Genomic DNA, 19,092 nt, shown 5'->3' with positions numbered 1-19,092 from the left:
GTCAGATGTGAACGGGGTCACAAGGAGGCAGCGCGTGCACGAAGAGAAGACCACCTATTGCCGGATTTGCGAACCGCTCTGCGGGATGATCGCCACCGTCGAGGACGGGAAGCTGCTCTCGCTGCGGCCGGACAAGCAGAACCCGTTGTCCAAAGGCTTCGCCTGCCCCAAGGGCATCGCCTTCACGGAGATCGTCAACGATCCCGACCGCGTTCTTCACCCCCTACGCAAGAACGAGTTCGGCGAGTTCGAAGAGGTCTCCTGGGACACCGCGATGTCCGACATCACCTCTCGCCTCGGCGCGATCCACCGCCGTGACGGTGCCGACAGCATCGGATGGTATTTCGGCAATCCGGCGACATTCTCCACCGGCCACACACTCTGGGTGGCCAACTTCATGACGCTGCTGGGCACACCGCACGTCTACTCGGCCGGGTCACAAGACGTCAACAACCGATTCGTGGCAAGTCACTTCCTCTACGGCACCCCGGTTGCCGCACCCATTCCCGACATCAACCGGGTCCAGTTCCTGGTGATCATCGGCGCCAATCCCGTTGTCTCCCACGGCAGTGTGATGAGTTCACCGCGCATCCGGGAAAGCCTGCAGGCCATCACGAACCGCGGCGGACGCGTGCTGGTGATCGACCCTCGCCGCACCGAGACCGCCCGCGAGTTCGAATGGCAGCCGATTGTCCCGGATACCGACGCCTTGCTGCTCCTGTCGCTCCTGCACGTCATGTTCGCCGAGAAGCTCGCCGACGAGGACCAGCTGGCCGAGCAATCCACCGGTCTCGAGTCGATCAAAGAACTGGCCGCCGGTTTCGCTCCCGAAATGACCGCCGATCGCACGGGCATCGATCCTCAAACCGTGCGCGATTTGGCCCGCACCCTGGTGGTCACCGACCGCGCCGCGATCTATGGCCGGATCGGGACGTCGTTGGGTCGTGCAGGCACCCTCACCACCGCGTTGCTAGACATCGTCAACCTCGTCGCCGGTAACCTCGACGTCGCAGGCGGATCGATGTTCGGCGATCTGGGCATCCCCGGACAACGTCTGGGAGTGGCAGCGCTGCAACATGTCTCGCGGTTCACGTGGAACGGACGGCGCAGCAGGGTCGGCGACCTGCCGCAGGTTCTGGGCACCGCTCCGGCCTCGGTGATGGCCAAGGAGATGCTCACCCCGGGCAAAGGACAACTCAAGGCCCTGTTCGTGAGCGCCGGCAATCCGGTTCTGTCGGTGCCCAACGGCGACGAACTCTCCAAGGCGCTCGGCGACCTGGAGTTGATGGTGTCCCTCGACTTCTATCAGAACGAGACCAACGCTCACGCCGACTACATCCTGCCCACCACCACGATGTACGAGCGGTCCGACTTCCTCCTCCCCTTCCAGGCCCTGTTCACCACACCGTTCAAACAGGCCACCGAAGCCGTCATCCCGCCGCGCGGGGAAGCGCGCGAGGAATGGGAGATCATCAACGAGCTCGTGGCGTCGCTTGCCAGACAGGCACCGCTGTTGGGCGGGCTGCACCTGTTCAACAAGTTCGCCGATCTGGTCGGCAAGCCGTGGACCCCGACGATGCTCTCCGATCTGGTGGTGCGCATCGGGATCGGAGGTGACCGTTTCGGTCTTCGCCGGGGTGGCCTCACCTTCGAGAAGCTGATCAACAAGTTCCCGCACGGCAAGATAGTCGCGGACAATCTCGAGCCCGGTCAGCTGCGCAAGATCGTCACCCATCGCGCGCGCAAGATCCGGTTGGACGCGCCCGAGTTGCTCGCCGAGATCGACCGCCTCGAGCGGAATACCGACCCCCGCTACCCTCTACGGCTCATCGGCATGCGCGAGATCCGTTCGGAGAACAGCTGGCAGCACAACGCCCCGATGTTGTTGCGCGGCGGCAGGACTCATGCCGCCCGCATGCACCCCACCGATGCCGCCGACCGAGGAATCGCGGAGGGTGAGCTGATCAGTGTCGCCTCGAGGCACGGTCAGATCGCGCTTCCGGTGACGCTGACGGACGACATCAAACAGGGCGTCGTCGCCATCCCACACGGCTGGGGTCACAACGGAAACGGCGGGTGGACCAGAGCGAACGACGCCGCGAGCAACGACCTCGGCACCGGCGGGGTCAACGTCAACAAGCTCATCTCCTCGGACCCTGAGGATCTCGAGCGTCTGGCAGGGATGGCCAACATGACCGGCGTGCCGATCCAGGTTGCCGCCCTCGACCGCACGTCCGATTCCATCCGCGACCGGCTGAGCGCGTCATCGGACATGGTCTCCTCCGGCGAGTAGGTCCAGGTACCCGCTAAGTTGGCCGGGTGAGAGCACTTCTGCAGAGGGTCACCGAAGCGTCGGTCGAGGTCGAAGGTGAGGTGGTCGGCCGGATCGAACCCGGCGACGGTCGCCATGGCGTGGTCGCGCTCATCGGGGTGACGCACACCGATGGCGCCGACGACGCCAGGACCCTCGCGGACAAGATCTGGCGGCTCCGGATTCTCGACGGGGAGAAGTCAGCTGCCGACCTCGGCGCACCGATTCTCGTGATCAGTCAGTTCACCCTGTACGCCAACACCGCCAAGGGACGTCGGCCGTCGTGGAATGCGGCAGCGCCGGGTCCGGTGGCAGAACCACTCGTGGACGAGGTGGTCGCAGCCCTGCGGTCGTCGGGCGCTGAGGTGGCGACCGGCCGGTTCGGGGCGCACATGCGGGTCAGCCTGGTCAACGACGGCCCGGTGACCATCATGTTGGAGGTCTGAGTTCCGATCTTGGTGGGTTCCGGTGAACCTGACCTGCAGGTTCACCCACCCGAACCCACCACTATGGGATTACGAGCGGACGGTGAGGATGCGCGGACCGTCGGAGGTGGCCACCACGGTGTGCTCCCAATGGGAGGCACGGGTGCCGTCGTTGGTGATGACGGTCCAACCGTCGTCGAGCACAGTGGTTTCCACCGTGCCGAGGGTGAGCATGGGCTCGATCGCGAGCGTGGATCCGACCACCAGCTGCGGGCCCCGGCCCGCCTTGCCCTCATTCGGCAGGAACGGGTCCAGATGCATCTCGCGTCCGATGCCGTGACCGCCGTAACCGTCCACGATGCCGAAGGTCCGGCCGTAGGTCTTCTCCGCAGCACGCGTGGCTGTCTCGATCGCATGCGAGATGTCGGTGAGCCGGCCGCCGTCGACCATCGCGGCGATACCTGCTTCCATGGCCAGGCGGGTCGCGTCGTTGAGGTCCTGGTCAGCCGCCGACAGGTCACCGACCCCGAAGGTCCACGCGGAGTCACCGTGCCAGCCGTCGAGAATCGCACCACAGTCGATGGACACCAGGTCATGCTCGGCGAGCACCACGTCCTTGGACGGGATGCCGTGCACCACAACGTCGTTGACCGACGAACAGATGGAGCCCGTGAACCCGTGGTACCCGAGGAACGATGGGACGGCCCCGGCCTCGCGGATCACCGTCTCGGCGACCTCGTCCAGTTCCAGGGTGGAGACACCTGCCTTGGCGGCTTCGCGTACGGCAACCAGCGCGCGGCCGACAACCTCACCGGCAGCGGCCATCGCATCCACCTCGCCCGCCGAACGGAACGGAACGGGCTTGGGTTTACGAAACCCCATCAGAACCTACAACTCTCAGATGCTCAGGCGCCGATGGCCCGCAACACGCGCTGGTGTACCTCGTTGACGTCGCCCATGGCGTCGATGGTCTTGACCGTGTCGGCGTAGTACTCGAGCAGCGGCGCCGTCTCCGTGAGGTAGACCTGCATACGGTTGCGGATCACTTCTTCGGTGTCGTCCGCACGTCCGCGAGCCAGCATCCGCTTGACCACAACATCTTCGTCGACGCCGAACGACAGCACCGCATCGAGCTTGGTGTCGAGCTCCTCGAGGATGTGTGTGAGCGCATCGGCCTGGTCGGTCGAACGGGGGAAACCGTCGAGGATGAAACCTTTGGCGGCATCCGGCTCGGCAACGCGAGCGCGAACCATGTCGATCGTGATCTCCGACGGCACCAGATTGCCGGCATCAAGATACTTCTTCGCTTCGAGTCCGATCGGGGTGCCCTGCGAGATGTTGGCGCGGAACAGGTCTCCGGTGGAGATGTGCGGGATTCCCAGGCTTTCCGAGATGAGTTCTGCCTGCGTACCCTTGCCGGCGCCGGGCGGGCCGAGAATCACCAGTCTCACTTGAGAAACCCTTCATACTTGCGCTGCATGAGCTGCGAATTGACCTGTTTGACGGTGTCCAACCCGACGCCGACCATGATCAGCACCGCGGTGCCGCCAAACGGGATGTTCTGCACCGATCCCGAATTGCCGATCTCGAGGAAGAGGTTGGGCAACACGGCGATGGTGCCGAGATAGATGGAGCCGGGCAGAGTGATCCGGCTCAACACGTAGCCGAGGTAGTCCGCCGTCGGCTGACCCGGGCGGATGCCCGGGATGAAGCCGCCGTACTTCTTCATCTCGTCCGCACGCTCTTGTGGGTTGAACGTGATCGCCACATAGAAGTACGTGAAGAAGATGATCATCAAGAAGTAGACGAGGATGTAGACCGGATTGCTGGGGTCCACTAGGTACGTCTGGATCTGACGCTGCCACCACGAGGGTTCCTCGGTGGAACTCTGCGTCAGCTGGAGGATCAGGTTCGGCAGGTACAGCAAGGACGACGCAAAGATGACGGGGATGACGCCGGCCTGGTTCACCTTCAACGGGAGGTAGGTGGACGAACCGCCGTACATCTTGCGACCGACCATTCGCTTGGCATATTGCACCGGGATCCGGCGCTGCCCCTGCTCGATGAACACCACGCCGGCGACGATGGCCAGAGCGGCCAGCAACACCAGGAAGAAGACAAGTCCACCACGGGTGTCGAGGATGGTCTTGCCCTCGGACGGGATGCGGGCGGCGATACCGGCGAAGATCATCAGCGACATACCGTTGCCGATGCCGCGCTCGGTGATCAATTCACCGAACCACATCACCACAAGCGCGCCCGCAGTCATCACGAGAACGATGATGAGCAGTCCGAAGATCGATTGATCCCGGAGGATCTGGTCACCGTTCTCACATTCGGGGAGCAGGTCGCCACGGTCGGCGAGAGCGACGATGCCGGTGGACTGCAACAGGGCCAGGGCGAGCGTCAGATACCGCGTGTACTGCGTCATCTTCGCCTGGCCGGACTGGCCCTCTTTACGCAGCTGCTCGAACCGTGGGATCACCACGGTCAACAGCTGAACGATGATGCTGGCGGTGATGAACGGCATGATGCCGATGGCGAACACCGACAGCTGGAGCAGGGCTCCACCGGAGAACATGTTGATCAGGGAGTAGATGCCGGCCGAGTCGCCCTGAGACGCCGCGTCCAGACACTGCTGAACCTGCTTGTAATCCACGCCGGGCGACGGAATGGTCGCGCCGAGACGATAAAGAATGATGATTCCCAGTACGAAGAGAATCTTCCGCCTCAGGTCGGGTGTCCTGAAGGCCGATATGACGGCGGAACGCACTAACTCCTCCTGGGCAATGTCGCTCCGGCAGCAGCGTTGCACCGGGCTACAAACAACTCTTGGACTCTAACAGTCACGTGCCGGGGATCCGGCGTGCGACCACTGAAGTGGCGAGCGGCGCGCGCAGTTGCACACGCGCCGCCCGCCACTGTAGCGAGTCCTGGGTGGTGGGTGATCGACGTCTGCCCTACAGGACAGTCGTGGACCCGCCCGCGGCGGCGATCTTCTCGCTCGCGGACGACGAGAACTTGTTGGCGGAGACCTGCACGGCCACCGACAATTCGCCCTCGCCGAGAACCTTCACCAGCTCGTTCTTGCGAACGGCACCCTTGGCGACCAACTCGTCGACACCCACGGTGCCCCCTTCGGGGAACAGCCGGGCGATGTCGCCGATGTTGACAACCTGGTACTCGACCCGGTTGCGGTTCTTGAAACCCTTGAGCTTGGGCAGCCGCATGTGGATGGGCATCTGCCCGCCCTCGAAGCCGGCAGGCACGTTCTTGCGTGCCTTGGTGCCCTTGGTGCCACGTCCCGAGGTCTTACCCTTGGAACCCTCACCGCGACCCAGGCGGGTCTTCTCTGTCTTCGACCCTGGGGCGGGCCGCAGATGATGCAGTTTGATTGTCATGGAACTAAACCTCTTCGACGGTCACGAGGTGCCGGACCGCATTGATCAGGCCGCGGTTCTGGGCATTGTCCTCGCGGGTGACGGTCTTGCGGATGCCCCGGAGTCCGAGGGTCCGCAGGCTGTCACGCTGGTTGCGCTTGGAACCGATGGTGCTCTTCACCTGGGTGATCTTCAGTTCTGCCATTTCACTACGCTCCCTGTCCTGCTCGGGCTCGCAACATACCGGCCGGTGCGACGTCTTCGATCGGCAGGCCACGACGTGCGGCCACCTCTTCGGGACGCTGCAGCAGCTTGAGCGCTGCCACGGTTGCGTGCACGACGTTGATGGCGTTGTCGCTGCCCAGGCTCTTGCCGAGGATGTCGTGGACACCCGCGCACTCGAGCACGGCACGCACCGCGCCACCGGCGATCACACCGGTACCGGGGCTGGCCGGACGGAGCATCACGACTCCGGCCGCAGCCTCACCCTGAACCGGGTGGGTGATGGTCGCGCCGATCATCGGGACGCGGAAGAAGTTCTTACGAGCCTCTTCGACACCCTTCTGGATCGCCGCGGGAACTTCCTTGGCCTTGCCGTAACCGACACCGACCAGACCGTTGCCGTCGCCGACGACCACCAGAGCGGTGAAGGAGAACCGACGTCCACCCTTGACCACCTTGGAGACGCGGTTGATGGCTACGACGCGCTCGAGCTGGTTCTTGTCTTCCCGGCCACCACCGCGCTGGTTGTCGCGACGGTCACGGTTGCCGCCACCACCGCGGCGGTCGCCGCCCGCGTTGTTGGCGTTGGGGTCATTGCTGGTACTTCCGGCGGGTCCGCTTCCGGTACCGCCGTCACGACGCTGACGTCCCGGCATCAGATGGTCCTTCCGTTGCAAGTATTCGTATCAATCATCAGAACTCGAGCCCTCCCTCACGGGCGGCATCCGCCAGAGCGGCGATACGACCGTGGTAGCCGTGGCCACCGTGGTCGAACACCACGGTCTGCACACCGGCAGCCTTGGCGCGGGCGGCGATCAGTTCGCCGACCTTCTTGCTCTGTGCCGACTTGTCGCCACCGGCACTGCGGACGTCGGCCTCGATGGTCGAGGCTGCGGCCACGGTGTTGCCGGCGAGGTCGTCGACCAGCTGCACGTGGATGTGGCGCGAGGAGCGCTTCACCACGAGCCGCGGCCGTTCGGGAGTGCCGCTGATCTTCTTACGCAGCCGGAAGTGCCGGCGGGCGTTGGAGACACGACGACGGGTGGACACGTCCTTGCCCAGGGGCAGACGCTTGGTCTTCACAGTTTCACTCATGTCACTTACCCGTCTTTCCGACCTTGCGACGGATCTGCTCACCCTCGAAGCGAACGCCCTTGCCCTTGTACGGGTCCGGACGGCGCAGGCGGCGGATGTTCGCCGAGATCTGTCCGACTTGTTGCTTGTCGATTCCCGAAACCGAGAACTTGGTGGGCGATTCCACCGCGAAGGTGATGCCCTCGGGCGCCTTGATCGGCACCGGGTGGCTGTAACCGAGCGCGAACTCGAGGTCGCTGCCCTTGAGCGCCACGCGGTAACCGACACCGAAGATTTCCATCTTGCGGGTGTAGCCCTCGGTGACACCGGTGACCAGGTTGGCCACCAGGCTGCGGCTCAGGCCGTGCAGTGCACGGTTACGTCGCTCGTCGTTGGGACGGGTCACCACAACGGTGCCATCTTCGACTGCGACACTGATCGGCTCCGAGATGTCAACTGACAGTTGCCCCTTGGGGCCCTTGACGTTGACGGTCTGGCCGTCGATCTTCACGTCTACTCCGGCCGGGATTGCGACCGGGTTCTTTCCAATACGCGACATTAGTTTTGCCCCTTACCAGACGTACGCGAGGACTTCGCCGCCCACGCCCTGGTTGGCGGCTTGGCGGTCGGTCAGCAGACCCGAGGAAGTGGAGATGATCGCCACGCCCAGGCCGCCGAGCACCTTTGGCAGATTGGTGGACTTCGCGTACACGCGCAGACCCGGCTTGGAGACGCGCCGGAGACCGGCGATGCTCCGCTCGCGGGTGGGGCCGTACTTCAGCGTGACGACGAGGTTCTTGCCGACCTCGGCATCTTCGCTGCGGTAGTCCGTGATGTAGCCCTCGCGCTTGAGGATCTCGGCGATGTTGGCCTTGATCTTCGAATGCGGCAGGCTCACCTCATCGTGAAACGCCGAATTGGCGTTGCGCAGACGGGTCAAGAAGTCTGCGATCGGATCAGTCATGGTCATATCAGACCGTCAACCTTTCTCGCGGCGGTTCCCATGCAGCATGCGCATACCGGTTCCGTTGACCTCCAGGCGATCGCCTGGCCGTCGCGGGCCTTGCACGTCACATCGTGGGCCTACTACGAAGTGAGTTACGTGTCCCTGACCGACCGTTGCCGGTCAGGGCAGTTCAGTCCGACTGGCAAGCCAGTCGGGGGTAGTGCTCCCCCGAATGCACGGATGCACTCGGGAGTTTTCAAAGCCGGAAGCCAAGAAAAAGTGGTCACCTGGGTGTTTCTGACCGACCGAAGGCACGGGTCAGCCGAGGCAACCGTTCTAGTGTAGGGAACGGCGCTGCTCAGGCCAAATTGCTCGAGATCGCCGACCCGCCTTCGAGGGCGGACTCCGTTGATAAGGTTGCGAATCCCGAAACAGCAGGGAGTCTATCCGGTGGCAGCGGACAACGACATCTCCACAACGGACAACTCCGGTGCAGATGCACCTGAGGCACCCGTAGACCCGCAGGTATCCGGCGGGACATCGGCGAGAGAGTCGGAGCCGTCGTGGTGGCGTCGACACCTGCAGCGGTACGCATACGCCGGCATGGTGGTCGCGCTCGTCTTCCTCTGGTTCTCGCTGACACCGTCGTTGCTCCCACGGGGCCCGCTGTTCCAGGGTGTCGTCAGCGGCGGCTCCGCTGCCGTCGGTTACTGCCTGGGCGTGTTCTTCACCTGGCTCGTGCGGTTCATGATCTCGCGGGACGAACCCTGGCGAAGCGCGGGCCGGGTGGCGTGGCTCGCGCTCGCAGCGTCCGCGGTCGTCGGCACCTCGCTGATGCTCGTGTGGTTCTCGTCCTGGCAGGCCGAGATCCGAGACCTGATGGGGGTCGATCACCTGAGGTGGAGTGCCTACCCGACGATCGCGGTGATCGGGCTCGTCGTGTTCTTCCTTCTCATGTCCCTGGGTCAGGGTTTCGGGTCCGCGGTGCGATGGTGCGTACGACAGCTCAACCGGGTTGCGCCGCCTCGAATCTCCGCGGTCATCGGTGCCGGAGTCGTCGTCGTCTTGACGGTGTTCATCCTCAACGGCGTGATCGTGAACTACTCGATGCAGGCCCTCAATGCCAGTTTCGCCGCCGCCAACGAAGAGACGAAGGCTGACTCAGCGCCACCGACATCCTCACTCCGTTCCGGTGGACCCGGGTCGCTCGTGTCCTGGGATTCGCTCGGCCGCGAAGGTCGGGTGTTCATCTCCAAAGGCCCGGACGTCGCGGCTTTGACCCGGTTCAACGGTGATCCCGCCACGGAGCCGATCCGCGTGTACGCCGGCCTCGAGTCCGCCGACTCGGTCCGCGGGATCGCCGAACTCGCAGCGGATGAACTGGTCCGGACCGGCGGCCTGGAGCGCCAGGTGGTCGCGGTCGGATCCAGCACCGGTAGCGGCTGGCTGAACAAGGGGACCGTGGATTCGCTCGAATACATGTACAACGGCGATACCGCCATCGTCAGCATGCAGTATTCGTATCTCCCGAGCTGGCTGTCGTTCCTCGTCGACAAGGAGCGCGCCCGGCAGGCCGGTCGGGCACTCTTCGAGGCGATCTCAGAACGGGTCCAGGCGATCCCGGAGGGGCAGCGACCGAAATTGGTGGTCTTCGGAGAGAGTCTCGGGTCGTTTGCCGGCGAGTCCGCGTTCGGCAGCATCCCGGCGCTGGCCGCGCGCACCGACGGTGCACTCTTCAGCGGTCCGACATTCAACAACACGCTGTGGAACGACACGACAGCGGATCGTGATGACGGATCGCCCCAGATCCTCCCGATCTACGACAACGGCAGCCAGGTCCGGTTCATCGCCGATGAAACAGACCTCGAACGACCGGATGCACCGTGGAAGCAGTCACGGATCATCTACCTGCAGCACGCCAGCGACCCGATCGCCTGGTGGAGTCCCCGATTGATCCTTAACGAGCCGGACTGGTTGAAGGAAGCCCGCGGTGACGACGTCCTGTCGTCGACCCGGTGGATCCCGTTCGTGTCGTTCTTACAGGTCTCGGCGGACCTGGCGGTGTCGACCGATGTCCCCGACGGTCATGGTCACGACTACCTGTCCGCCATCCCTTACGCGTGGGCTGCGATTCTGGACCCGCCGGGTTGGAACCAGGCGAAAACCGAGGCCCTGGTCCCGCTACTGAATCGCGACTGACCCGCCGCCTGGAACAATGGCACACACCATGAGAGAACTCGCTCCAGGAGAGAACACCGCGATCCCGTCGCCGCAGATCAGCGTGTCGGTGACCTGCGCATCTCCGGTGAACACGTCAGCGGTCATGCTGGGCCAGGGCGGCCGGGTGCGTTCGGACGACGACCTGATCTTCTACAACCAGGCGTCGGGGCCCGGTGTCAGCTATCGCGACGCCGGTGCATCCGACGTCATCAGCATCGACACCGGCCGGGTGCCCGCCGACATCGAGACGATCGCCATCACCGCCAGTCTCGACGGCAACGGTCCGACCACCTTCGCCACCGCGGGAACGCTGCGCGCCGAACTGCGCGATGGCGCAGGTGTGCCGTCCGTGTCGTTCACGCCGGCACGTCTGACCACCGAGGCCGCGGTGGTGTGTATGGAGGTGTACCGGCGCGGCGACGCGTGGAAGGTACGGGCCGTCGGCCAGGGATACGACGACGGACTCGCCGGACTCGCGAGAGCCTTCGGCATCCAGGTCGACGACGATCCGGTGACCACTCCCCCCGCGCCCGCCCCCATGCCCTGGCCACCGGCCGGGCAGCCCACCCAGCCCACGCAGCCCCCGGTTGCATCGTCATACGCCCCGGCGCAGCCGGTGTCACAGCCGACGAACTCGCCATCACCCCAGAACCAGGGAGTCCACGCCATGAACAGTGACCTTTTCGCGCCGGCACATGCCGAGGTGTCGGGCACCGGAATCCAGAAGCAGGGCAGCAAGATGTGCCGGGTCGGCATGAACGGCGAGGTGATGGCGCGATCCGGGTCGATGGTGGCCTACCAGGGCGATCTGAAGTTCGAGGCCCTCGGATCCGGGGGTATCGGCCGGGCCATCCGCAACACCCTCACCGGTGAGGGGGTCCCGCTGATGAAGGTCACCGGACGCGGCGATCTGTTCCTTGCCGATGCCGCGAGCGACGTCCATCTGATCGACCTCGACGGCACCGACGGCCTGACCATCAACGGCGCCAACGTCCTCGCCTTCGACTCCACGCTGAGCTATGACGTCAAACGGATGCAGGGCGCAGCCGCACAGAGCAATGCCGGTCTGTTCAACTGCGTCTTCACCGGCCGCGGACGGATCGCCATCACAACCGACGGCAATCCGGTGGTGCTGACCGTCGATCAGCAGACCTACGCCGACCCGAATGCCGCCGTCGCGTGGTCGTCGAGCCTGCAGACCAGCGTCAAGCGCAACGATTCGTTCAATCTCGGAACCCTGATGGGACGCAGCACCGGCGAGCGATTCACGTTGGCGTTCAGCGGCCACGGCTTTGTGGTCGTGCAGCCGTCCGAGATGCCACCGGGTGGACTCATCGGAGGAACCGGCGGTGGGCAGCAATCCGGTGTACAGGGCGGGCTCGGCGGACTACTCGGCCGCTGATCCCACCACCTTCATCCCCCAACAAGGTCACCAAGGGCAGATAACCCTTCGTTACCAGCGACGGGGACGATCGTGGTGCGAATACGATGGCGGTCGGTCCGGGTGATGGACCGGATGTCGGCGAGGACCTCGTCCCAGCCGTACAGGACGTCGTCATACGTGATCCGCAGCGTGAGCCACCTGTCCAGCACAGCCTTTCGGTCGCGACGACGATCGTTGCGGTAGTTCTCCAGGCTGGTGTGGTGGCTCTGGCTGTCGCACTCGATGGGCAACCGGCCGACCCGCATGTCGACTCGGCCGATCCCGAGGATCACCGGTTGCACGACCACGGTGAATCCCGCTGCACGGAGCCGCAGGCGCGTGATCGATTCGGTCCCCGACTGAGCTGCTGGTTCGCACTTGTCCATCAGGTCCGAAACTCGTTGTGTCACAAAGCCCATCGCTGATCTGAGCCCGGCGATCGTCAGGCCACCTGAGTTCAGCGCGGAGTCGCAGACGACAATCCAGTCCTCGGCACCCATACACCGGGCGGCGGAGTCGAGCGCCACCGGAATCGAGTCGACCGCGGTGGTGACCGGCATCGGCCGCCCGTGACCCTGACACGAACGTGTGCCGTGCGCTTGGTTGTGTTTTCTTGCCCGCACGTGAACGCGGTCGTAGCCCGGAGGTACCCACAGTCCGTGGTGGCGCAGGGCCGACACACAGCTGAGCGCTCCGCCGCTTCGAACAGCCTCCACGACAACAGTGTTGGCCGTCTCCGTTGCGTACCAGCCGGGGCGCAGCCTGATCAGCGAACCGTCGCGAACCAGTTTGCGCAGTTGCCACCCACCCAGCCCCCGCTGCTGCAGCTCCGCACGACTGTAGACACCGATGTCCATGGCGATCAGACGCACCGACAATGTGGACGGCCCCACTCACACCGGGATCATCCCCCTGACCTGCAGTGAAGGGCACACTTCCCTCGACGGCCACTCAGCGGGCCGATCGTGGTGACTTGTCCGACCGGCCTAGGCCTGCATTCACTACCCGAACTCGTCGTGTACGGGCTCGACGCCAGGACAAGCGGTTCGGTCCTGAACGAGCTCGGCAACCTACTCCACCGCTACGAGTGGACCGACATCGTCAACGAGAGTGTCGACGTGCCACTGCAATCGATCGATGTCCCTGTCCGCCTCATCGAGCTGCTAGACATGGACGATCTGATCATCACAAACGAACTGTTCCCCGATTCGCCTGCGCTGCAGGCCGTTTGGCCGGACGAGTATGGTCAGCACCCGTGGGAGGAGGGCTACGCTCTGCGCCCCGAACATCAGCTGCTCAAGGGCGTCCTGCCGAGCGATGACAACCGACCGAGGGGCCCGCGAGTCATCACCCCACACACCGGACCGAACCGAGCCCAGCGACGTCACACGCAGCGACGCAAGAACAGACCTTGACCACGCGCCCCCCGCCGACGCGAAAGGCGCCCCACCCGAAGGTGGAGCGCCTTTCGTCAAAGCCTGACGGTGAGCCTGGTGGCTACCAGATCACCAGCTGCTCTTCTGCACGCCGGGCAGCTCGCCTGCGTGTGCCATCTCGCGCAGGCAGATTCGGCACAGGCCGAACTTGCGGAACACCGAGTGCGGGCGACCGCAACGGTTGCAGCGGGTGTAGCCACGCACGGCGAACTTGGGCTTCTTGTTGGCCTTGTTGACCAGAGCCTTCTTTGCCATGTCAGTTGTCCTTCACGTTGGGGTCTTTGAACGGGAAGCCGAGCTGACGCAGCAGTGCCCGACCTTCGTCATCGTTGGTCGCGGTGGTGACAACGGTGATGTCCATGCCACGCGGACGGTCGATGTTGTCGATGTTGATCTCGTGGAACATCGACTGCTCGTTGAGACCGAAGGTGTAGTTGCCGTTGCCGTCGAACTGGCGATCGCTCAGGCCACGGAAGTCGCGGATACGCGGAAGTGCGATCGACACGAGGCGGTCGAGGAACTCCCACATGCGGTCGCCACGCAGGGTGACGCGGGCGCCGATGGGCATGCCTTCGCGCAGCTTGAACTGTGCGATCGACTTGCGGGCCCGACGAACTTCTGGCTTCTGACCGGTGATCAGCTCCAGGTCCTTGATGGCGCCGTTGATCAGCTTGGCGTCACGGGCGGCGTCGCCGACGCCCATGTTGACCACGACCTTGACGACGCCGGGGATCTGCATGACGTTGTCGTAGGCGAACTCTTTGTTCAGCGCGTCTTTGATCTCTTCGCGGTAGCGGAGCTTCAGTCGCGGCTGGATCTTCTCAGTTGTGCTCATGTCAGATGTCCTTCCCGTTCTTGCGGGAAATGCGCACGCGCTTGCCGTTGTCGTCGGTGCGGTAGCCGATGCGCGTCGGGGTGCCGTCGGAATCGACGACCATCACGTTCGACACGTGGATGGGGGCTTCCTGGGTGACGATGCCGCCCGAGGATGCGCCACGCTGATTCTGCGAGGCCGAGGTGTGCTTCTTGATGCGGTTGACGCCCTCGACGAGGATGCGGCTGCGCTGCGGGTAGGCCTCGATGACCTTGCCCTTGGCGCCCTTGTCCTTGCCGGACACGACGATCACGGTGTCGCCCTTGTGAACCTTCATGTCAGAGCACCTCCGGAGCCAGCGAGACGATCTTCATGAACTTCTTCTCACGCAGCTCACGGCCGACCGGGCCGAAGATGCGGGTTCCGCGAGGATCGCTTTCGTTCTTGATGATGACGGCGGCGTTCTCGTCGAAACGGATGTACGAACCGTCCGGACGGCGGCGCTCCTTGGTGGTGCGCACGATGACCGCCTTGACAACCTCTCCCCGCTTGACGTTTCCGCCGGGGATGGCGTCTTTGACAGTGGCGACGATGACGTCACCGATGCCGGCGTAGCGCCGTGACGAGCCTCCGAGCACGCGAATGCACAAGATTTCCTTGGCACCCGTGTTGTCGGCGACCCGCAGGCGTGACTCCTGCTGGATCACTTTGTAGTCTCCTTGACCTGGTTTACTTCTTGCACGCCGAATTTCCGACCCGACGCACGCGGTCTCGCCGCCCGGACACAGCTGTGCCCAGGCAACCGCTCAAGTGTAGAGAACCAGCAGGTGGAAACCAAATTGCTGCAGGATGGGCCCGGGACACAACACACTGACGTCGGGTTTCACCAGTCGTCGAGGTGCGTGTACCCGTCCTGAATTGCCCGCGCGAGCAGCTGCGCTTTTGTCCGGGCCGGTCGGCCGACAAGATCGTACTTCCCCCGGATCCGCGTGATGTGGGTGCTGACGGTGGCCGGTGTGATGAACAGCGATGCCGCCGCCTCGACCTTGGAGTCGGCGGCGAACCAGGCCAGGAGCACCTCCACCTCCCGCGGAGAGAGGGTGGGTACGGCCACCGAATCCGCCTGACCTCCCGCGCCGGGAGTACGCCCCGGATGCACATCTTCGACTGTCATGGACTTCGCTCCCCCCTCCGTGATGACCGTCGCAGCGCACACCATGTCCGAGACGACCCGCTGCGATGGTGTGCACTACGCCGACCGCACCCCCTCGAATGGCGACCGGCACCGCAAATCTAGCGCTTGATGCCGTAAAACGCTCAATCACAACATGTTTCGCAAAGGTCACTAGTCGTCCGCACCGCCCGGATGGACCGCGGCGATGAAGAACCCGTACCGCCTACCGAGGCATCGAAACCCACCGGAGGGGCACCTGACCTCGTCGGACACGCCGAGCGCACCTGGGTTAGTGTTGGCTTACTTAATCGGTTCTAGGAGTGCATATGAACTTTCGCAAGAGTGTGGCCGGCATCGCTCTGGTCGGCCTGACCGCCTTCGGAGTCACCGCGTGCAGCGACGACAGCGAGTCCGAATCCGCATCCTCGACCACGGCCTCGGCGACATCCCAGAGCTCCGCGGACACGTCCGGCACGGCCACCGAGTCCGGGTCGACCCTCGAGAGCTCCACGGCACAGGAGATCTTGCGCACGGTCCTCACGCCCGAGACCGCGCCTGCCGACTCGGCGAAGCTGGTCGACTCGACGGATCCGTCCATCGGCACACAGCTGACCGGATTGTCGCGCGGCTTCACCGCCGCCGGTTACACCCCGGACAAGTTCACGGTCACCACGGTGACGGTGAACGGAGAGAACAAGGCCACCGCGAACGTCGAGGTGGCGAGCCCGCACACCCCGCAGCCGGTGGCCATGCCCATCGACTACGTGTACGCCGACGGCACGTGGAAGCTTGCGGGATCGTCCATCACGGCCCTCGTCTCCATGGGGTCCACGCACGGCGGCTGACGCGACCGCAACCTGGCCGGGACCGATGCGCGGTGCCGGGTCACTTAGGTGGCCGGGCACCGCGCTTCGTCGTCGCAGACGGCCGCCGTGACCGCCGAATGCGCCACAGATTTCGCCGGCTCCTGGTGGGCGACGCATAAGCTGGCACGAGCAGGCGATGAACAGCCGAATGAGCGGAGCGCACCGATGACACAAGGCCAGGAATCCGATCGTCAACGGCCTGATCTCACCAAGCCCACGCCCGCCGGTCGAACGCACAGCACGGAGCCCATCGTCACCGACTCACGATCATCCGCCCACTGGCCGTCGTACGACCTCGACGGATCGGGTGGATTCCGAGACCCCCTCGCGAGCCTCGACCCGGCATATCCCCCATACCCCGGCGCCTACCCGTCGCTGACGTATTCAGGCGGTTCACCCGGCCTCTACGCGTACCCGGTCAACCCATATGCGACTGCCCGCCCCCGGACGAACTCGATGGCCAACGCGGCCATGATCTGCGCCCTCATCTCCGTACCCGCCACGTTCATCTGCCTGGGAGCATTGCTCGCCCCCGCGGCGGTGGTCATGGGATTCGTCGGCTTGGGTCAGATGAAGAACACCGGGGAGACAGGCGAGGCCCAGGCATGGACAGGCATTGCCATCGGCGGACTCATGACGTCTTTTGTCCTGATGCTCTTCATGGCACTCGCGCTGGCGATCGGTTCCTGAGGTGAACGTTGCCGACGGGCCGATCTTTCAGGTCGCGTGGGTGGTGGCCGACATCGACGCCGCCGAAAAGGAGTTCACCGACCGTTACGGTGTCCGATCGTGGTTGCGCATCCCGGACGTGGCGTTCGGCCCCGGCTCGTGCTCCTACCGCGGTGCACCCGCCGACTACTCGATCCACGTGTCGCTGGGGTACGCCGGCGGCCAGCAGCTCGAATTGATCCAGCCCGTCTCAGGAGTGAACCTATACACCGAGTTCCTCGATGCGCACGGGCCCGGCCTTCACCATATCGCTTGGCTCCCAGATGATTTCGATGCAGCCATCGCCGACCTGAAGGCTGCGGGAACACAGGTCCTCCAGGACGGCGTGTTCGAGGGCGTCGGTATGGAGTTCGCCTACATCGGAGGCGGTCCGATCGGGTCCTACGTCGAACTGATGAAACTGTCCGACGACATGCGTGCGATGTTCGACGGGCTGATCCCCGACGGTCACACCAATCCGTGGCAACGGATCGGCGACTGAGTCAGTCCGCGGACCGACCGTTGTCGGCGGCGTAGACCGCACCGTGCACGGCTGCAGCATCGTCGCCGGCGAGGAACGCGATCAACTTCGCCACGTCCGCGGTGTCGGCGAATCCTCGCGGTGACGCCGCTCGCATCACCAGGTCGAAGTCGGCGTCCGAGGGCGGCGCGAAGTCTGTCACCTGAGGGGTCAACATCCCTCCCGGGCACACCGCATTGACCCGCAACCCCGTGTGAGCGTATTCCACGGCGAGCGCTCGGGTGAGACCGACGAGACCGTGTTTGGCAGCGCAGTAGCCGGCGGAGTACGCCTGACCCTGGACCCCCGCCACCGACGAGACGTTGACAATGCTCCCCCGGTTCTCGATCAGCTGAGGCAATGCCGCCTGGATCAGATGAAAGGGGCCACTCAGATTGACAGCGAGATCGCGCTGCCAATCGTCGTCGGTCACCTCCGTGGTGTGACGCATGGTGTGTGCGCCCGCCACGTTCACGAGTGCGTCGATCCTGCCGAAGCGATCCACACAGGCCGCGATCGCGCGCCGGCACTGCTGAGCGTCGACGAGGTCGCCGATCTGAAACCGGCCGTCCGGCACGCCCTCGAACACTGCCGCCAGTCGGTCGGCATCACGGGCGAAGCCGAACACTTCCGCGCCGCGCGCAGAAAACAGTTCGACCACAGCAGATCCCAGACCGGATGAGGCGCCAGTGACAAAGACCACTTTTTTGTGCAGCGGGTCGGTAATCATCGTTCAATATAAGCATGGCCGCTTAACGGTGATGTGGCTTACGAACTTCATTCGGGCCGACTCGGCGGGATGTGACGGGAGGGGCCACAGTGACCGATGCCGGAATCGACCGCGGCAAGCGAGAATTGCTCGACGCAGCCGAGAGATTGATCGCCACCCGCGGCTACGAGGTCCCGCTCCGCGACATCGCGATCGAAGCGGGGCACCGCAACAACTCGGCCGTGCAGTATCACTTCGGGAACCGCGAGGGATTGATCGCCGCGATCGTCGCCCGACGTCTCGGACCCATGGAACTCGTCCGATCACAGATGCTGAAAGATCTTGCCGCACAGAACAAAGAGCCCAGCATCCGCGACCTGATCAGCGTCCTGGTCCTGCCCATCCTCCAGATGAAAGGCACCCACTACGCACGCTTCCTCGAGGTGATCCGAACGGCCTGGCCGGATGAAACGCTGCAGCGACACGACACCGAATGGCCCAAAGTACTTGAACGACTGACCAAGTCGATCGACGCCGACCGGGCCGCCCGCACCCGGCGGGTTGCAGCCGTCGCCACGGCGATGTTCGCGTTGATCGCCGACTACGAGCGGCGCACCGAAGCCGGCGTGCAATCCGACTCCGAACCCGACGAAATCATCGATATGCTAACGGCAATCGTGACCGCGAAGATCATTCGATAACAGGCGTGAGCAAACACTGAGTGGCCACCTGGCGAACGTCGCTCGTTTATTGTGTTGCGACCGTGGGTAACTAGCCCGCCGTGCGCGTAAGTCCCCTTGTAACAAAGTATTTCCGGACAGCGATAGGGCTGTCACCAGGCCAGACTCGATCGGGGCAAGACTA

At 64.2% G+C, this 19,092-nt stretch carries 25 protein-coding genes; 9 read left to right on the top strand and 16 right to left on the bottom strand.

All coding sequences use genetic code 11. From position 1 onward, the window contains the following. Positions 1–34: 34 nt before the first annotated feature. Positions 35–2,293 (top strand): molybdopterin-dependent oxidoreductase, encoded by a 2,259-nt coding sequence (locus tag CSW57_RS18005; RefSeq protein WP_099383982.1) that lies wholly within the window; start codon positions 35–37, stop codon positions 2,291–2,293. A 26-nt stretch (positions 2,294–2,319) separates the two neighbouring features. Then, entirely contained in the window at positions 2,320–2,757 is a 438-nt protein-coding gene (gene dtd / locus CSW57_RS18000) for a D-aminoacyl-tRNA deacylase (RefSeq protein ID WP_099383981.1), read from the top strand. Positions 2,758–2,826: 69 nt separating this feature from the next. Here dtd and map read toward each other — a convergent pair whose 3' ends face one another. The 9 genes from map to rpsH form a co-directional block, all read right to left on the bottom strand. Further along, complete coding sequence (gene map / locus CSW57_RS17995) at positions 2,827–3,618, bottom strand: type I methionyl aminopeptidase (RefSeq protein ID WP_099383980.1); 792 nt, start codon at positions 3,616–3,618, stop codon at positions 2,827–2,829. A gap of 23 nt (positions 3,619–3,641) precedes the next feature. Beyond that, positions 3,642–4,187, bottom strand: coding sequence for an adenylate kinase (locus tag CSW57_RS17990; RefSeq protein WP_099383979.1), 546 nt, complete (start codon positions 4,185–4,187; stop codon positions 3,642–3,644). Next, on the bottom strand, positions 4,184–5,509 hold the full coding sequence (gene secY / locus CSW57_RS17985; RefSeq protein ID WP_099383978.1) for a preprotein translocase subunit SecY: 1,326 nt from the start codon (positions 5,507–5,509) through the stop codon (positions 4,184–4,186). Before secY ends, CSW57_RS17990 begins: the two co-directional genes overlap by 4 nt. A 187-nt stretch (positions 5,510–5,696) precedes the next feature. Further along, entirely contained in the window at positions 5,697–6,137 is a 441-nt protein-coding gene (rplO, locus tag CSW57_RS17980) for a 50S ribosomal protein L15 (RefSeq protein ID WP_030164682.1), read from the bottom strand. A 4-nt stretch (positions 6,138–6,141) separates the two neighbouring features. Continuing rightward, positions 6,142–6,321 carry a 50S ribosomal protein L30 gene (gene rpmD / locus CSW57_RS17975; protein WP_023955951.1) on the bottom strand — a complete coding sequence of 60 codons (180 nt, stop codon included), beginning with the start codon at positions 6,319–6,321 and terminating at the stop codon, positions 6,142–6,144. Between the two features lie 4 nt (positions 6,322–6,325). Further along, positions 6,326–6,994 carry a 30S ribosomal protein S5 gene (gene rpsE, locus CSW57_RS17970; RefSeq protein WP_023955953.1) on the bottom strand — a complete coding sequence of 223 codons (669 nt, stop codon included), beginning with the start codon at positions 6,992–6,994 and terminating at the stop codon, positions 6,326–6,328. Positions 6,995–7,031: 37 nt separating this feature from the next. Further along, entirely contained in the window at positions 7,032–7,433 is a 402-nt protein-coding gene (gene rplR, locus CSW57_RS17965; RefSeq protein ID WP_099383977.1) for a 50S ribosomal protein L18, read from the bottom strand. A 1-nt stretch (position 7,434) separates the two neighbouring features. Next, entirely contained in the window at positions 7,435–7,971 is a 537-nt protein-coding gene (gene rplF / locus CSW57_RS17960; protein WP_023955957.1) for a 50S ribosomal protein L6, read from the bottom strand. Positions 7,972–7,983: 12 nt separating this feature from the next. Beyond that, positions 7,984–8,382 carry a 30S ribosomal protein S8 gene (gene rpsH, locus CSW57_RS17955; protein ID WP_023955959.1) on the bottom strand — a complete coding sequence of 133 codons (399 nt, stop codon included), beginning with the start codon at positions 8,380–8,382 and terminating at the stop codon, positions 7,984–7,986. A 426-nt stretch (positions 8,383–8,808) separates the two neighbouring features. On the opposite strand from rpsH, the gene CSW57_RS17950 reads away from it, so the two are divergent. Beyond that, positions 8,809–10,557: an alpha/beta hydrolase gene (locus tag CSW57_RS17950; protein ID WP_223249333.1), complete on the top strand. Its 1,749-nt coding sequence runs from the start codon at positions 8,809–8,811 to the stop codon at positions 10,555–10,557. A gap of 28 nt (positions 10,558–10,585) precedes the next feature. Next, a complete protein-coding gene (locus CSW57_RS17945) occupies positions 10,586–11,980 on the top strand; it encodes an AIM24 family protein (protein ID WP_099384583.1) in 1,395 nt (464 codons plus the stop codon). An 11-nt stretch (positions 11,981–11,991) separates the two neighbouring features. Here CSW57_RS17945 and CSW57_RS17940 read toward each other — a convergent pair whose 3' ends face one another. Beyond that, positions 11,992–12,894 (bottom strand): type IV toxin-antitoxin system AbiEi family antitoxin domain-containing protein, encoded by a 903-nt coding sequence (locus tag CSW57_RS17940; protein ID WP_317615606.1) that lies wholly within the window; start codon positions 12,892–12,894, stop codon positions 11,992–11,994. A 75-nt stretch (positions 12,895–12,969) separates the two neighbouring features. Here CSW57_RS17940 and CSW57_RS17935 point away from each other — a divergent pair, with 75 nt between their 5' ends. Beyond that, on the top strand, positions 12,970–13,416 hold the full coding sequence (locus CSW57_RS17935; RefSeq protein ID WP_223249332.1) for a DUF4262 domain-containing protein: 447 nt from the start codon (positions 12,970–12,972) through the stop codon (positions 13,414–13,416). A 90-nt stretch (positions 13,417–13,506) separates the two neighbouring features. Here the strand turns inward: CSW57_RS17935 and CSW57_RS17930 are convergent, their stop codons facing one another. From CSW57_RS17930 to CSW57_RS17910, 5 genes are all read right to left on the bottom strand, one after another. Further along, positions 13,507–13,692, bottom strand: coding sequence for a type Z 30S ribosomal protein S14 (locus CSW57_RS17930; protein ID WP_023955966.1), 186 nt, complete (start codon positions 13,690–13,692; stop codon positions 13,507–13,509). Position 13,693: 1 nt separating this feature from the next. Further along, positions 13,694–14,272: a 50S ribosomal protein L5 gene (gene rplE, locus CSW57_RS17925; protein WP_023955968.1), complete on the bottom strand. Its 579-nt coding sequence runs from the start codon at positions 14,270–14,272 to the stop codon at positions 13,694–13,696. A 1-nt stretch (position 14,273) separates the two neighbouring features. Beyond that, positions 14,274–14,588 (bottom strand): 50S ribosomal protein L24, encoded by a 315-nt coding sequence (gene rplX, locus CSW57_RS17920; RefSeq protein WP_099383975.1) that lies wholly within the window; start codon positions 14,586–14,588, stop codon positions 14,274–14,276. Between the two features lies 1 nt (position 14,589). After that, positions 14,590–14,958, bottom strand: coding sequence for a 50S ribosomal protein L14 (rplN, locus tag CSW57_RS17915; protein WP_023955972.1), 369 nt, complete (start codon positions 14,956–14,958; stop codon positions 14,590–14,592). A gap of 176 nt (positions 14,959–15,134) precedes the next feature. Beyond that, positions 15,135–15,425, bottom strand: a complete 291-nt coding sequence (locus CSW57_RS17910) for a helix-turn-helix domain-containing protein (RefSeq protein WP_081906635.1) — start codon at positions 15,423–15,425, stop codon at positions 15,135–15,137. Positions 15,426–15,751: 326 nt separating this feature from the next. Between CSW57_RS17910 and CSW57_RS17905 the strand changes: the two genes are divergently transcribed. The 3 genes from CSW57_RS17905 to CSW57_RS17895 all read left to right on the top strand — a co-directional run bounded on the left by CSW57_RS17905 (position 15,752) and on the right by CSW57_RS17895 (position 17,501). Further along, positions 15,752–16,270 carry a DUF4878 domain-containing protein gene (locus tag CSW57_RS17905; RefSeq protein ID WP_099383973.1) on the top strand — a complete coding sequence of 173 codons (519 nt, stop codon included), beginning with the start codon at positions 15,752–15,754 and terminating at the stop codon, positions 16,268–16,270. A 186-nt stretch (positions 16,271–16,456) separates the two neighbouring features. Then, positions 16,457–16,981, top strand: a complete 525-nt coding sequence (locus CSW57_RS17900; RefSeq protein ID WP_143696573.1) for a DUF4190 domain-containing protein — start codon at positions 16,457–16,459, stop codon at positions 16,979–16,981. Position 16,982: 1 nt separating this feature from the next. Further along, positions 16,983–17,501 carry a VOC family protein gene (locus tag CSW57_RS17895; RefSeq protein ID WP_099383971.1) on the top strand — a complete coding sequence of 173 codons (519 nt, stop codon included), beginning with the start codon at positions 16,983–16,985 and terminating at the stop codon, positions 17,499–17,501. A 1-nt stretch (position 17,502) separates the two neighbouring features. Here the strand turns inward: CSW57_RS17895 and CSW57_RS17890 are convergent, their stop codons facing one another. Further along, a complete protein-coding gene (locus CSW57_RS17890) occupies positions 17,503–18,249 on the bottom strand; it encodes an SDR family NAD(P)-dependent oxidoreductase (RefSeq protein ID WP_099383970.1) in 747 nt (248 codons plus the stop codon). A gap of 89 nt (positions 18,250–18,338) precedes the next feature. On the opposite strand from CSW57_RS17890, the gene CSW57_RS17885 reads away from it, so the two are divergent. Continuing rightward, positions 18,339–18,929 carry a TetR/AcrR family transcriptional regulator gene (locus CSW57_RS17885; RefSeq protein WP_223249331.1) on the top strand — a complete coding sequence of 197 codons (591 nt, stop codon included), beginning with the start codon at positions 18,339–18,341 and terminating at the stop codon, positions 18,927–18,929. Positions 18,930–19,092 lie beyond the last annotated feature (163 nt).

Source organism: Williamsia muralis (genome assembly GCF_002735905.1).
GTDB classification, from domain to species: Bacteria; Actinomycetota; Actinomycetes; order Mycobacteriales; family Mycobacteriaceae; genus Williamsia; species Williamsia muralis_A.
The sequence above is the reverse complement of the archived record's forward strand: the minus strand, read 5'-3'. Positions and strand labels throughout refer to the sequence as shown.

What these genes read in the sequence shown, in the direction of transcription:
- CSW57_RS17905 (WP_099383973.1), top strand. Translation starts at nt 15,752, where the DNA reads ATGAACTTTCGCAAGAGTGTGGCCGGCATCGCTCTGGTCGGCCTGACC.
- rpsE (WP_023955953.1), bottom strand. Translation starts at nt 6,994, where the DNA reads ATGCCGGGACGTCAGCGTCGTGACGGCGGTACCGGAAGCGGACCCGCC.
- map (WP_099383980.1), bottom strand. Translation starts at nt 3,618, where the DNA reads ATGGGGTTTCGTAAACCCAAGCCCGTTCCGTTCCGTTCGGCGGGCGAG.
- rplF (WP_023955957.1), bottom strand. Translation starts at nt 7,971, where the DNA reads ATGTCGCGTATTGGAAAGAACCCGGTCGCAATCCCGGCCGGAGTAGAC.
- rplE (WP_023955968.1), bottom strand. Translation starts at nt 14,272, where the DNA reads ATGAGCACAACTGAGAAGATCCAGCCGCGACTGAAGCTCCGCTACCGC.
- CSW57_RS17890 (WP_099383970.1), bottom strand. Translation starts at nt 18,249, where the DNA reads ATGATTACCGACCCGCTGCACAAAAAAGTGGTCTTTGTCACTGGCGCC.
- CSW57_RS17945 (WP_099384583.1), top strand. Translation starts at nt 10,586, where the DNA reads ATGAGAGAACTCGCTCCAGGAGAGAACACCGCGATCCCGTCGCCGCAG.
- rpsH (WP_023955959.1), bottom strand. Translation starts at nt 8,382, where the DNA reads ATGACCATGACTGATCCGATCGCAGACTTCTTGACCCGTCTGCGCAAC.
- CSW57_RS17930 (WP_023955966.1), bottom strand. Translation starts at nt 13,692, where the DNA reads ATGGCAAAGAAGGCTCTGGTCAACAAGGCCAACAAGAAGCCCAAGTTC.
- rplO (WP_030164682.1), bottom strand. Translation starts at nt 6,137, where the DNA reads ATGACAATCAAACTGCATCATCTGCGGCCCGCCCCAGGGTCGAAGACA.
- rplX (WP_099383975.1), bottom strand. Translation starts at nt 14,588, where the DNA reads ATGAAGGTTCACAAGGGCGACACCGTGATCGTCGTGTCCGGCAAGGAC.
- CSW57_RS17910 (WP_081906635.1), bottom strand. Translation starts at nt 15,425, where the DNA reads ATGACAGTCGAAGATGTGCATCCGGGGCGTACTCCCGGCGCGGGAGGT.
- rpmD (WP_023955951.1), bottom strand. Translation starts at nt 6,321, where the DNA reads ATGGCAGAACTGAAGATCACCCAGGTGAAGAGCACCATCGGTTCCAAG.
- rplR (WP_099383977.1), bottom strand. Translation starts at nt 7,433, where the DNA reads ATGAGTGAAACTGTGAAGACCAAGCGTCTGCCCCTGGGCAAGGACGTG.
- CSW57_RS17900 (WP_143696573.1), top strand. Translation starts at nt 16,457, where the DNA reads ATGACACAAGGCCAGGAATCCGATCGTCAACGGCCTGATCTCACCAAG.